General features: G+C 41.9%; 11 protein-coding genes. 5 read left to right on the forward strand and 6 right to left on the reverse strand.

From position 1 onward, the window contains the following. Positions 1 to 39: 39 nt before the first annotated feature. From bioA to BET10_RS21985, 5 genes are all read left to right on the forward strand, one after another. Positions 40 to 1,329 (forward strand): adenosylmethionine--8-amino-7-oxononanoate transaminase, encoded by a 1,290-nt coding sequence (gene bioA, locus BET10_RS10680; RefSeq protein ID WP_070985531.1) that lies wholly within the window; start codon positions 40 to 42, stop codon positions 1,327 to 1,329. Between the two features lie 130 nt (positions 1,330 to 1,459). Next, a complete protein-coding gene (locus BET10_RS10685) occupies positions 1,460 to 2,797 on the forward strand; it encodes a KamA family radical SAM protein (RefSeq protein ID WP_070985616.1) in 1,338 nt (445 codons plus the stop codon). 77 nt (positions 2,798 to 2,874) lie between these two features. Further along, entirely contained in the window at positions 2,875 to 3,246 is a 372-nt protein-coding gene (locus BET10_RS10690) for a hypothetical protein (RefSeq protein ID WP_070985532.1), read from the forward strand. 57 nt (positions 3,247 to 3,303) lie between these two features. Continuing rightward, complete coding sequence (locus BET10_RS10695; RefSeq protein WP_070985533.1) at positions 3,304 to 4,134, forward strand: acyl-CoA thioester hydrolase/BAAT C-terminal domain-containing protein; 831 nt, start codon at positions 3,304 to 3,306, stop codon at positions 4,132 to 4,134. 376 nt (positions 4,135 to 4,510) lie between these two features. After that, complete coding sequence (locus tag BET10_RS21985) at positions 4,511 to 4,639, forward strand: hypothetical protein (RefSeq protein WP_276204885.1); 129 nt, start codon at positions 4,511 to 4,513, stop codon at positions 4,637 to 4,639. Here BET10_RS21985 and BET10_RS10700 read toward each other — a convergent pair. The 6 genes from BET10_RS10700 to BET10_RS10735 form a co-directional block, all read right to left on the reverse strand. Further along, positions 4,625 to 5,968: a DUF2254 domain-containing protein gene (locus BET10_RS10700; RefSeq protein ID WP_070985534.1), complete on the reverse strand. Its 1,344-nt coding sequence runs from the start codon at positions 5,966 to 5,968 to the stop codon at positions 4,625 to 4,627. The genes BET10_RS21985 and BET10_RS10700 overlap by 15 nt on opposite strands. Before the next feature lie 180 nt (positions 5,969 to 6,148). Further along, a complete protein-coding gene (locus BET10_RS21810) occupies positions 6,149 to 6,451 on the reverse strand; it encodes a hypothetical protein (protein WP_240503670.1) in 303 nt (100 codons plus the stop codon). A gap of 495 nt (positions 6,452 to 6,946) precedes the next feature. Further along, positions 6,947 to 8,053, reverse strand: a complete 1,107-nt coding sequence (locus tag BET10_RS10715; protein WP_070985537.1) for a hypothetical protein — start codon at positions 8,051 to 8,053, stop codon at positions 6,947 to 6,949. Positions 8,054 to 8,289: 236 nt separating this feature from the next. After that, the gene (locus tag BET10_RS10725) at positions 8,290 to 10,245 is read right to left on the reverse strand and encodes a DUF4225 domain-containing protein (RefSeq protein WP_070985539.1); all 1,956 of its coding nucleotides are present in this window, start codon (positions 10,243 to 10,245) and stop codon (positions 8,290 to 8,292) included. 301 nt (positions 10,246 to 10,546) lie between these two features. Further along, positions 10,547 to 11,521 (reverse strand): transposase, encoded by a 975-nt coding sequence (locus BET10_RS10730; protein WP_070985540.1) that lies wholly within the window; start codon positions 11,519 to 11,521, stop codon positions 10,547 to 10,549. 587 nt (positions 11,522 to 12,108) lie between these two features. Next, on the reverse strand, positions 12,109 to 13,659 hold the full coding sequence (locus BET10_RS10735) for a dihydrolipoyllysine-residue acetyltransferase (RefSeq protein ID WP_070985541.1): 1,551 nt from the start codon (positions 13,657 to 13,659) through the stop codon (positions 12,109 to 12,111). Positions 13,660 to 13,668: the final 9 nt, after the last annotated feature.

Below are 13,668 nucleotides of genomic sequence, written 5' to 3' on the forward strand. Positions count from 1 at the left end.
TAGTATTGTCAACGCCAACCAGTTAGCAAAGGTTTACCAATGAGTGATTTTCGAGCAATAGATAAAGAATTTGATAAAAAATATATCTGGCACCCCTATACTTCCATGCTCAACCCCCTTCCATCTTACGGAGTAACACATACAGACCAGAATAAGTTATACCTTGATACTGGCGAGGTGTTAATCGATGGTATGGCATCTTGGTGGAGTGCAATTCATGGCTATAACCATCCTAAATTGGTAAGCGCAATTACTCAACAAGCCCAAACTATGAGCCATGTTATGTTTGGTGGTATTACTCATGCGCCCGCAGTTGAATTATGCAAAAAACTCGTTGCAATCACGCCAGAACCATTAAATCGAGTGTTTCTCGCTGATAGTGGCTCTGTGAGTGTAGAGGTGGCAATAAAGATGGCGCTGCAGTATTGGATAAGCAAAGGCAACACGCAAAAGAATAAGTTGATGACCGCACAAAAAGGTTATCACGGTGATACCTTTGCTGCGATGAGTGTCTGCGACCCTGTAAATTCAATGCACAGTATGTATCAAGGCTTTTTGCCTGAACACGTTTTTGTAAACGCGCCACGGGCTAAGTTCGGCGGTCCTGTTGATTTGGCCGAACTTGAACAGTTAGAACAGGCGTTTCATACACACCATCGTGAAGTTGCAGCCTTCATCATCGAACCGATTGTGCAAAACGCTGGCGGCATGAATTTCTACAACCCTACTTATTTAGCCAAACTCAGAGAGTTATGTGATAAGTATGATGTGTTACTTATATTGGATGAAATAGCCACAGGTTTTGGCCGAACTGGAAAGCTATTTGCCTGTGAACACGCCAATATTAGCCCTGATATAATGTGTATTGGTAAAGCACTTACCGGTGGCACAATGACATTGTCGGCAACACTCACAACTGAAAAAGTAGCCATTGGTATCAGTGAAGGCGAAGCGGGTGTGCTCATGCATGGTCCTACTTTTATGGGAAACCCTTTGGCCTGTGCAGTTGCAAACGCCAGTATTGACTTATTGATTGAAACTAACTGGCAGCAACAAATTACCCGTATCAACCAAGCGATGAGCACGCTAAAACGCTGTGAAGCATTAGATGAAGTGACCAATGTTAGAACATTAGGCGCAATTGGTGTTGTTGAAATAGACAAAAATGTCGATGTAGCTAAAATACAAAGGTTTTTTGTTGAGCAGGGAATATGGATAAGGCCATTTGGCAAGCTGATTTACATTATGCCGCCTTACATAACACCCACTGAGGATATCGAGCGTTTAGCTAACGCCATATACCAAGCTATAGAGCAACAGCAATATTAACTGTTATTAGGCGAAATCACTTTGCTTCGCCTAATTGTGATCTTATTTGGTACAGTTAGGTAAACTTGCTTGGCAAAAGCTGTTACAATGTATTGCTTTTACACAGCAACCAGTAAAAGTACGAGGATTTATGCAGCAAACCGTTCATTTACAACCTGCACAAGCGTATCAAGCGCCAAGGTTTAAAGTTTATCAACATCGCCAAATCGACAAAATTGAACAACTAGATAAACTTCCTGAGCATTTGCGCTTTGAGATGAAGGTCGTTGCAAACGTCTTTCCATTCCGCGTGAATAACTTTGTTATTGAAGAGCTAATTGACTGGCATAAAGTACCTGATGATCCAATTTTTCAACTGACATTCCCACAACGCGGTATGTTAGATGACGAATCATACGAGCAAATGGCCGCTTTATTGAAGCGCTCGCACACACCTGATGAAGTGTTCGAACTTGCCACTGAGATCCGCCACAAACTCAACCCTCACCCAGCCGGGCAGATGGAGAAAAACGTCCCACAGTTTGAAGGCGAGCGTGTTGAAGGCATCCAACACAAATACAAAGAAACCGTATTATTTTTCCCTTCTCAAGGGCAATACTGCCACTCTTACTGTACATTTTGTTTTCGATGGGCACAGTTTGTAGGCAAAGCAACCCGCTTTAATAATAATGACGCAGATTTACTTCACAATTACTTAAGTACCAATAAAGAAGTCACAGACTTGTTGATGACCGGTGGTGACCCTATGGTGATGCGTACCGTTAAGTTGCGTAAGTATTTAGAAGCACTTAAAGAGTCGCGTTTTGATCATATTAAAACGATTCGTATCGGCACCAAGTCTCTCACTTTTTGGCCGTTTAGATATGTGACAGATCCTGATGCCAAAGAGCTACTGGCATTACTCAAAGAGCTGGTTGATGCAGGCAAACATGTGTCAATCATGGCGCATATTAACCACAAGCAAGAGCTACGTTCTGAAGTGACAAAAGAAGCAATTCGACTGCTGCGAAAATCCGGCGTGCAGATCCGCACGCAGGCACCTTTGCTCAACCATATAAATGTTGATGCAGATATGTGGTCACAAATGTGGAAAGAGCAAACTCAACTGGGCATGATCCCCTACTACATGTTTATCGAACGCGATACCGGTGCGAAAAGGTATTTTGAAATACCACTTTATAAAACGTGGGAAATATTTCGCGATGCCTATAAACAAGTCTCAGGCGTGAGCAGAACGGTTCGTGGCCCATCTATGAGCGCCGGCCCAGGTAAAGTAGAGGTAAGCGGCGTTGCAGATATTAATGGGGAAAAGGTATTTGTGCTACGTTTTATTCAAGCCCGCAACCCTGATTGGGTGCAACAGCCCTTTTTCGCTAAATATGACGAAAAGGCAACATGGTTATGTGATTTAAAGCCCGCGTTTGGGCAAGAGAAGTTTTTCTGGGAAGATGAATATAACGCTATGTAAACAGCCGTTATGGCGGGATGAGTACCAATTATTCCATCCCGCTTTTATCATTGAGTTAAATATACAGGCGTAAAGTAATGCTCAATTTATACCTCGACTTAAGTATATTGATTGGCTTAGTAGTTATTTATGAAGCCCGCTACATTCTTAATACCGCCTCAGTCCCAATCAACAGAGTCGCCATCATCACATCGTTGATTGAGTTTACCTGGATGGTAATTAGTATTACTGCCCTATTCAAATTACCGCTGTCTGCAGTACAGGTTTTGGTGCCGACTCTGTACATCACTCATAATCTAATCGGCTGGGCATATGGGTTTATATTAGCCGCGAGGCAAAAAGATAATGAGTTTAAGGTCACAATCCCCCGCTGGTACGCAATTTTTTCTTACACCTTTGGTGTTGTTTTTACGCTACTGTGTATAGTTGTTAGTTACAGCTCGTTGTAAGATAATAAAAACTTGGATTTAAGTTTACCCAAAACTCAAACTTTAAAAGGACTTATAATGCGTAAAATATTTACCATTTTACTACTTACCCCATTTTTGTTCGTAAAAGCCTTCGCTAAAAGCGCTGACTACGCGATTGAAAAAGTCCAATATAAAAACTTAGTAGCTGAGCTATACCTACCTGAAGCACAAAATAAACTCCCAGCAGTCATCGCCTTTGGCGGTTCAGAAGGTGGACTCAGCGCTGGTAGAGCTAACGGTGAAATGATTGCACCTCACGGTGTTGCCGTGCTTGGACTTGCGTTTTTTGATTCACCAGGGATTGCCAAGACACTTGATCAAATCCCCATAGAGTATTTTATTCATGCCATTGATTATCTTGCATCCCACTCAAAAATAGATGCTAACAGAATTGGCGTTGTCAGTGGCTCAAGAGGATCTGAAGCTGCGTTTTTAATGGCTACGCTTGATAAACGTATCAAGTCAATAGTGGTTACCACACCCAGTAAAGTTGCATGGAACGGATTAACACAAGCAAAGTCAGCGTGGACCTACCAAGGCAAAGACATTCCAGCTCTGGCCTTAGTACTTGATAACAAAGCCAATTTACTGGAGCGCTTTAGCGTGTCATTGCAGAATAAACAAAATGTGGCGCAGTCACAGTTCAAATTTGAACAAATCAATGGCCCGCTACTGATGATCTCTGCGCAGAAAGACCAAGTCTGGCCATCGTATCAAATGGCAAAAGATATAGAACAATACTTAAATAGCAAAGAATTTGCCTACCCAGTAGTGCATGACACCTATGCCACAGGCCACGGGTTTAGCCAACAAACCGCGCCAAAAATCAAACAGTCAATTGTACAACACATTGTCACAACGCTTTAAGCATTTAAGGGCCAACATCATTATGTTGGCGCCATTTAATTACTCAACCATCTCAATGTCGTAAAGTCTGCCAAAACCTTAGTAATGATGACACTTAACCTCTACCCGTTTGGTTGTAGTGGTCAAGGGCAAACTAGCCCGAGTGGGTGGGAATGTAGGTTCAAAGCTCATTAGAGGCGCTGACAGTGTCAGAGCAGCTTGTTATTGCACAACTGGTAAATACTTTAAGTAAGATAGATTAGATAAAAACGACATGAGGCGACCAAAAGCCACCTCGATTTGTGAGTATTGTTTGACGACGGCTGAGCGTCCATATGTGTCCATGATTTACCGCTGTGTAGCAAAGTGAAAACCGGTGTTTTTCAAGGAGAATAAAATGTATAGCTACATTATGATCGGTGCAAATGACTTCGATAGCTCGAAGCGTTTTTACGATGCTACCTTAGAAGTGCTTATATCCTACATTGTAAAAACTAAAGATATGCACTTATTAGAATTTATGTAATATATCATTTTCATGAGAATTATTTATATGTACTATTGAAAGCAGCATCTCTCTTAGTAAACTTCTATCATAGGGATTGTGAATATTCCGATTTAAATCGTATATAACACCATCTAAATAGGAGAATATTTGCTGACTCATTTTGTCATTTTCACGTGCAACAAAGAGAATATTCTTCAGCGCTTCAAGTACATTTAGCATGACTAGCGCATCGCTTTTGGCGTAATGTCTAATTGGAGAAAAGTTATCATGCAATAATTCCTCAAACTTTACTTCGTGAAGAAACAATAGCGGCTCTGAATCTTGGTCTAACAAAATGCAATCCACTTCTGCCAGCGACATGCGTTTTATCAGTAATATACTCATCATATCTATTGCTTTCACTGCGGTGCCTGGATCGTTAATACCGGGACTCATCGCTTTAACCGCAATCTCAGATATTTGTTTCAGTCCGTAGCTATAGTGGTCGCTGATGAACTCTTCAATATAGAAAATAAAACAATCCAATATTTGCTTTTCTAAATCGGGGTTTCCTTTTAGCGATCTATTACAACGCAAAAAAGGATAGCCTTTAACTGTAAAATATCCCTGCTTAACCGAGACATAAATAACAAGACTTTCCTTTTCCAAAATTTTCTTTAGCTTATTAATTTTTATGCCTTTGTAGTAGCCTTCAACAACACTTTTTATCTCATGCCACCCTTGTAATTGCTCATCACTCGGGTTGTTACATTCTTGCTGCTGTTCTATTAAATCTTCAAGCGCTTCCATTGTATTCTTAAAAAGCGTGTTGAGAACATGGTCAACCTGAATCTCCTTTGAGATCGAGTGGATAAAAAAAACAAAAAATATCAGCGACATTAACCCTAATATTAAGGCGCAAAACACCCCTAATGAAGGAACTTTACTGCCATAGAGTTCTATATCTATCTTATCGACATTGATCAATACGATTGTTGAATAGATAATGCTTCCAAGGTATACACCTAAGACAAGTTGATGTGAGTTCTTTGTAATAATGCCTGGAAGCATCCTCGGTGACAGGTTACTGCTAGCAGTGTTAAGTACAATCATGACCATAGAAAAACTGAATACTGCTAATGAGATGATGCTGCCTATTAATACGCTCAGTATCGTACGAGCATTATTGGGTTCTTCTACAAGAACAAAAGAGAGATGTTCTTTCACCTGTTTGATAATTGCCAAATTTTCGATAGAGATAGAAGCTACAGCCAGCAATAACGCTGCTGTCGATAACAAACTAGGGTAAAACGCGATACTATTTAACACTTCTCTATAGGTGTAGGCTAATCTTTTCAGAATAATCATATTTTTGAAACCGAATGACAGATAACAGGTTAAAGCATAGATGAATTCATTTCACACTGTGCTGCTCACTTAATTTTCCTTTAAAACGCCCTAATAGCGGAAAAACCATATTCCCGACTAAGCTCAAAACAATCGCAATCTCATATCGGCTATAAGCGACCGAAATACCAATGGCCCCCGTTAGCCATATACCTGCCAAGTTGGGGTGGCTGTCCACGATTTTTGATCAAACGATGTAATTGGGCGTGTCGCATTTTCAATTGAATTTGCGGCGGTTGCTAGGCTGTAATATGCATCATCAGATAAGCTATCAAGCCCTCCTGACGCTTCTAGTCTATTCCATCTCTCAAGGGCATTTTCTGGATTAATATCCACTGCGCCTTGTGAAGCAGGTGCTCCTCTCGTCGTACCAACAGATTGTGTATTACCTGAGCGCGTTGGACTTGTCGTAGCGTTATTTGTTGATTTTGGTGTGCTACTCAACCCACTAACAATCCCATTCCCCAACGCATTGCCAAAGGCATCGGCTAGCTACTAGAGCTAGCCATCAAAATTATCTTTTTACGCTTTCTCCATACAAACTAAAACTTTCAACTACAAACCAACCACTTAATAGGATTACTATAAAAACTGCTAGCTTCCCTACTCGGTTGCCTTTCGTTGATAGTTGATCGTACGATTCAACAATTTTTTTTGCATTCCCGTCTTTATGGAAACAATGAAAATGTATTGCCACTAATACAATGGTCGGGACCAGAGCCACTAACAATGGATTTCCTATTCTTAAATCAAAGTGAAAAATTGAACTGATTAGGGCAACCACTCCACCTATGAGCCATGTTTCACACATTCCCAATAACCATGAAGCTCGGGCATACTGGCTTTTCTCGCTCCAACCAAACGTAACCCATTGAGTACTCCTAAAGAAACAGTAGAAACAATAATAAACATACTTATATACACTTAAACCAATATTCATTAGTTTCCACCACGGCCATTTAATCGAAAAGTAGGACCAAGTATCTTTTGATTTTTTTCAACCAAATTACCTGAGTCCGTCAGAGCTTGGGCTGCACCGCCGGGGTACAATAATTCAGTTCCTCCATAGAGAACCCCTACGACAGGGTTCAATAACGAAATAGCACCGACACCAAAGTTTACACTTGCTTTTGCAGTGGTAACTTTAAAGCTCGCTGTTTTGTCCGTGTAATGATTATAAACGCCATAAATATCGTTCCCTGTTCCAGCGACAAATGCGAAGTCACCAATGCTACTAGCTAAGTTACCGACATTATAAGTTGTAATCCCAGCTCGACTACCGCCAATCCATCCACTCGCATAGTACTTAGGACTTACCACGCCCTGATAACCATTCGTTACCCTAAATGATCCCGGTATTGCGGTTGATATTGTAGCTCCTACTCCGGTTCCTGTTGCTGTTTTGGAAAGAACATCAAAAGGTGATTGGTTTTTCGCATTACTCAGCTCCGATCCAAACACATACTCTTCACGCCATGGCCCCGGTGCATAAGCCTGACTCATATCCTGCCAATCAATCGAACCTATCAACGAGCTTTCAAGGTCAAAGCCTTGCGGCACTCTACCCATTGTCGTGGTGTTTCTATCAATCCAAGCTTGATTGCTGGCTATAAGTGATTGAGTACGTTGCACGCTTTGTGCTTTCGTTGCTAAATCACTGTTTAACTGCTGCCTAATCATGTTTGAGTGATTAACCAAACGATTGAATCTATCAAACGATGTGATTGGGCGTGTCGCATTCTCAATTGAGTTTGCGGCGGTTGCTAAATTGTAATAATCATTATCTGACAGGTTATCAAGCTCACCTGATGCTTCGAGCCTATTCCACTTATCAAGTGCATTTTCTGGATTAATATCTACTGCGCCTTGTGAAGCAGGTGCTCCACCTGTTTTACCAATAGGCTGCGTTTGACCAGAGCGTTTTGGACTCGTAGTAGTGTTATTTTCTGATTTTGGAGACTTACTTAACCCTGATACAATCGAATTCCCCAACGCATTGCCAAAGGCATCGGCTATCGAATGACGATAGCCGATAAACAAGCCCACCTATGTTTTATTCCTGAAGCACATACTCTCGAACATAGTAATAAGTACTAAAATAAAACCAAAACCAGCTAACAGTGAATCAGATCTTTCCAAAGAAAATCCAATAAAAACTTGAACCAACAAAACTGCTATATCAATTCTAATAGCTTTGGTTCTTTGATTTCTCGATTTACATAAAATTGCATATAACCAACCCCACCTAAAAAGTGACAGAGCCAAAAATAAAATAATTTCTATCACTTTTTAGGCTCCGTCAAAATAGAGTCATATGCACCATAAATCTGATACGAATCATGTACAACCATTGGAACAGGCATAGCTTGTATGGCAGGAGCATCCCTAACCGTTTGAATTTGTATAGGTACATGTCCACTACTCTGAATTGTTACAGTACCTGTCTGTATAGTTGGTTGAGCAAGTAACGTCGCTCCCATAGCAAGGTCGACTCCATAGAAAGCATTTTCACCCCACTGTGGATCAAAGCCTAAAAATTCAGCAGTACTCTTATACACGTTTTTCGTGAAGTGATAATCTCTATCACCACCATAAATTGCATCAGATAAATTACCTACACCACTAGAGAAATTACCTAGCCCATGCGCTAATAGCCCTGTTCTCATTTTATTACCCAGAGGTAAGTTCTTTGCAAGCAAACCTGTTGCAATCTGAGCTGCACCTCCAACTATTTCTAATTCGGCCTTAGCGGCTGTAATTATTCTATCTCTTATAACTCCACTTCGTAAATCATCCATAAAGTACTCGCCATACAACTCCTTATTCTCCCAAATATCAGCAGAGACGGCTTTTACATCATCAATAAGAAGCCCACCAAGAACTTTCGATTTATCCCACAGACTTAAGTCACTATAAGAATATTTTTGCTCAGCCAGTAATGTATAAGATTGACTCACATCAAATACATCATTGGAGTTAAACCTCGAATCAGTAGCATCATAGAGATGTTCACTTCCTCTAGCTGCCAGTAACTCGTCTAAGCTAGTTCCTGTAGCTTCAGCTCGCTGCGATAAAGTATTTAGCTGTTCTTTAGAAAGACCTTTCCTACCAGCTTCAATAGCTAGTTCTTTTTCGGTTGGTTTATTTTGCTTATTGATTTCCTGTACAATAGAGTTTCCTAATGCATTGCCAAACACGTCTATCGCAACCTCTCGGTTATTCCAACTTCTATTGCCCCCAAACACTCGATTTGTTCCATAACTCACACCTTCGCGTAACGTACCATAACCCACGTCTTTTATAAACTGTTGTAGACCGAACTCAGAGCCCTGTGTTTCACCAGGTAAACGCGCGCCCATTCCCGCACTCACCGCCCTTGCAGCTACATCTGCCCAGCTAAAGCCTGAATGTCCGTTTACCAACTTGCTCGTCGCGGCTCCTGCTAGGCTCGTGGCTACAGATACCGCCGCTCTACCATAGTTTGTTAATTTCCCTGCTTTTGTTGCAAAGTTAGCTATCATGGCACCTTCTTCTGCAGCTGCACCCAGCTCAGCAAGTTGCGCTCCCATACCTCGTCCAACCCCTGCCGTAATCGCCGTTACCGCTACTTGGCCCCAATTAAAATCATCTATCGTCCCTGTAACTACTCCTACCGCTTGACTCGCTACACTACCCATCGCCCCAGCTATTGCCCCCACCGCATATGGATTCAAGGGACCGCTATACGCCAGACCAATGCCGCCTGTCACAACCACCGCCACCGCTATCATCACTATCGACGCCAGTGCATTACAGCCACCCGCTGGCGGTGGCGGTACATACGGCATCTCCGGGGTTGTATCACCTATCGCTTCACTTAAATTAATTGGCGAGAAAGCGTCATGACTGTTGAACTCATTGGCTCTTCCTGGAATTTCCAGCGTTGTGCCAGGTTGAAGCTCCGACCCAAACCCTAAGCCATTAGCATCCGCTATCACATACCACAAGTCTTCACTACCATAGTATGCTTTAGCAAGGCTTTGTAAGGTATCCTCCGAACGCACTGGGTGCATTGCACTGGTTGAGCTGGTTTGCTCGGTTGTCGCAAAATGATTTTGCTTAACCGTCATACTCCCCGATTTGCTCACGTTCCCTAAATAGTGTTCACCACTGTATACGTGGTAATCACCCGTCACCGCCCCATTTATTATGTTTTCTTCAAACTTCACATCCTCAGCAAGTGGGGTTATCCAGTCCATTAGCTCGCCCGTTCTAGGATTCAGTCGATAGTTGGCTGTCTCTGTAAAGTCCCCCGCCCTAAGCGCGCGTGACTGCTTACCTGATACCTTTAACTAAGCGGACATCCATTTTAAAAAAGTACACCGCAAGAATCACTTAAAAACTCACCAACGCCGCTTAAATTATCAATCTATGCACCTTTAGTCGCGATTTTTGATACACGTGTGGAATGTTTAGCCGTTTTGTCTATTATTTAGACACAGCTTTCCCTGCCCTTTCTTTTCAGCATCTAAGTATATTTCTCAATAAGGTGATTATTAATTAAGCCAGTAATGCTTTGCTATTGTTGATATTTCGTCGTCGCTTCAGAGTGGCTCGTTCACAATACATATCTAGTGCCCTTTCTTTGCCTACGGCACCTTTAAACACCTGTTCAAATTGGGTGGTCAGTTTTAACCAATTCTCTGCTTTGATGTTCAATCTTTCTAAGATTGGTGCTTGGTGTTGCTCTATGTAGCCTCGTTTGTCGGTACGAATGCATTTCCCTGTGAGTTCAACAAGTTCTAGGTAGCTTTTAAGTTCAAAAGGTAGGCCTTTGGGCATGTGTATTCTGGGGCTGCCTGCAAAGCGTGCAAGTACCTTGGGTTGTTTGCCTGCTTGTGCATATTCACAGCGTCGTTTGATACTGGTGTGGGCCGATTCTTCGGGAGTTTTGCTTATCTTCGCTCGTATTGGGTTTAAATCAACATACGCCATACACGCCATCAATGCTGCTTCATCAAGTAAAGCCTGCGATTTAAAGCGCCCTTCCCAGAACCTGCCTGTACAGTTATCTTCTCGATTTGCTGCACGTGCTATACCCTCATTTAACACTCGCATAAACCAGCTGATACTCGACAAACGATTGCGATATTCTGTTATCTCCTTGTTTAAAAAGAACCGCTGTCCTTCGTCTAAACGCTCTCCTTGCAGATATTTATGGCTCAGAATAGAGCCTTTAAACAGTTTATGCCAACGTAATAATACCGCTCTATCATTGAGCCTTTGTGCTTTTTTATCATCAACATACAACACTACATGGGTATGATTGCTCATCACCGCATAGGCACAAACATCAATACAAAATACTTGGGCTAAAAACAGTAAACGATCTTCTACCCAGCCTCGACGGTGCTCATATGATTTACCTGTGAATTTATCTTCGCCGCACAAAAATGCACGGCGTACACACCGTGAAACACAATGATAATATCGAGTATCCGACAAACTGATTTGTCGCTTCCTTGCTAATCCCATCGTTCACTCCTTGAACTTAGAATTTGATTTGAATTTTGAAGAAATTAAAGTTTAGACAAACTACCCCAGCATTCAAGTTGGAGTGGATGTCCACTTAAATTCCAGTCTAAGCTTTAATTTTACATTTGAATGTTTTACAGCGTAATTATTACCTGCGATAGAACAAGTTGGAGTGGCTCGTCCACGATTTTTTGGTTTTTACTTCCTTGCTAATCCAATCAAGTTGGGGTGGATGTCCACTTAAATTATTTGCTTGCTTAGAATTTGATTTGAATTTTACATTTGAATGTTTTACAGCGTAATTATTACCTGCGATAGAACAAGTTGGAGTGGCTCGTCCACGATTTTTTGGTTTTTACTTCCTTGCTAATCCAATCAAGTTGGGGTGGATGTCCACTTAAATTCCACACTTAAATTCCGCTCTCGTGACCGATGTGATTAACCTTATGAGCTTGGGGTAAAGGTCCGAAAATAACACAGCGATGGCTATCATTTGGCTGGTAATTTTTATATCAACTTTAAACAACTAAGGGAGCTAAAAATAGCTCCCTTTGTTTATAAATGCTAGACTGGTAAACCGTACGAGGTTAACTCATCGCCATCATCATTTTTGCAGGGTTTTCAAGGTAGGCTTTCCATAGATTGTTAAATCTAGCTATGGTGCCACCATCAATCACTCGGTGATCGCCTGACCAGCTTACTTGCATAATGGCACGTGAAACCACATTGCCTTTATCATCAAAACGCGGTAAATGCTGAAGCTTGCCAAGTGCAACAATAGCAACCTCTGGCTTATTAATGATAGGTGTTGCAGTTGTACCACCTATTGCACCAATGTTAGAGATTGAGATTGTGCCACCCTTTAAGTCATCTGGTGATACACGCCCTTCCCTTGCAGCATCCGTTAAACGGGTAACCTCTTGAGCGACTTCTAAAATTGACTTAGCTTGGCAACTCTTGATGTTTGGTACTAGCAAACCTAGTTTTGAGTCAACCGCCATACCAATATTGTGATCATCAAAGTAAGTGATTTCTGTACACTCATCATTGACCTGAGAGTTCACAAGTGGGAACTCTTTGATAGCTAATGATAGTGCTTTGATAAAGAAAGGCATCATCGTTAGTTTAATGCCCTCTTTTGCGTATTGCTCCTTAAGCTCTTTACGCAGTGCGATGATCTCAGTCAGATCAATCTCATCACTAAATGTAAAGTGCGGGATGGTAGAAACAGACGCCACCATTTGCTTCGCCATCGCGGCTTTCATGCCACGGATTGGCTCAACACGCTTACCACCACTTGCCTGTTGCACAGAGCGCGCCGTTGTCGCAGTTGCTGAAGGGGTTTCAGTTTGAGCACCACCATCCACAAAGCGTTTGATATCTTCTTTGTAAACTCGGCCATTTTTACCTGACCCTGGTACTTGGTTAATATCAACGTCTTGTTCACGAGCCATACGACGCACAGCAGGTGAAGCTATCGCTTTTCCATTGGCTGGCAATTGTGTTTTCGGTGCACTTTTTTGTTGTGTTGCTTTTACGGTTTGTGCCGCCGCTTTCACTTCTACTTTTGCCTCAGCAGGCGCGTCATTCATACCCGCTAAACGCATTTGGAATAACGGACTGTGTACTTTCGCGATTTCACCTTTTTGATAGTAAAGCTTTTCAACTATGCCATCGTGTTTTGCTGGGATCTGAACCAAAGCTTTGTCTGTCATCACATCACAAACAGCTTGGTCTTCTTTAATTTCGTCACCTTCCGCAACTAGCCACTCAACAATCTCACACTCAACAATACCTTCACCTATATCAGGCAAAATAAAGTCATCAAGTTGTGATGAACCAGTCTGTGCAGGCTCAACCTTGCTATCACTTTCGTTGCTGTCGTTGGCAGGCACAGCACCCGCAACTTCCATTGCAAACAAAGGCTCATGCACTTTGGCGATTTCACCTTTTTCATAATGCAATGTGGTGATCACACCATCATGTACCGCAGGAATTTGCACTAATGCTTTATCGGTCATTACATCACAAATCGGCTGATCTTCTTTTACTTCATCGCCTACTGCAACTAACCACTCGACAATTTCACACTCAACAATGCCTTCGCCAATATCTGGTAAGATAAATTCTTTAGCCATGACCAATCC

Origin of the sequence: Pseudoalteromonas amylolytica, from assembly GCF_001854605.1 — a bacterium.
In the GTDB taxonomy this organism is placed as follows: Bacteria; Pseudomonadota; Gammaproteobacteria; order Enterobacterales; family Alteromonadaceae; genus Pseudoalteromonas; species Pseudoalteromonas amylolytica.

What these genes read in the sequence shown, in the direction of transcription:
- BET10_RS10685 (WP_070985616.1), top strand. Translation starts at nt 1,460, where the DNA reads ATGCAGCAAACCGTTCATTTACAACCTGCACAAGCGTATCAAGCGCCA.
- BET10_RS10700 (WP_070985534.1), bottom strand. Translation starts at nt 5,968, where the DNA reads ATGATTATTCTGAAAAGATTAGCCTACACCTATAGAGAAGTGTTAAAT.
- BET10_RS21985 (WP_276204885.1), top strand. Translation starts at nt 4,511, where the DNA reads ATGTATAGCTACATTATGATCGGTGCAAATGACTTCGATAGCTCGAAG.
- BET10_RS10735 (WP_070985541.1), bottom strand. Translation starts at nt 13,659, where the DNA reads ATGGCTAAAGAATTTATCTTACCAGATATTGGCGAAGGCATTGTTGAG.
- BET10_RS10730 (WP_070985540.1), bottom strand. Translation starts at nt 11,521, where the DNA reads ATGGGATTAGCAAGGAAGCGACAAATCAGTTTGTCGGATACTCGATAT.
- bioA (WP_070985531.1), top strand. Translation starts at nt 40, where the DNA reads ATGAGTGATTTTCGAGCAATAGATAAAGAATTTGATAAAAAATATATC.
- BET10_RS10690 (WP_070985532.1), top strand. Translation starts at nt 2,875, where the DNA reads ATGCTCAATTTATACCTCGACTTAAGTATATTGATTGGCTTAGTAGTT.
- BET10_RS10695 (WP_070985533.1), top strand. Translation starts at nt 3,304, where the DNA reads ATGCGTAAAATATTTACCATTTTACTACTTACCCCATTTTTGTTCGTA.
- BET10_RS10725 (WP_070985539.1), bottom strand. Translation starts at nt 10,245, where the DNA reads ATGGACTGGATAACCCCACTTGCTGAGGATGTGAAGTTTGAAGAAAAC.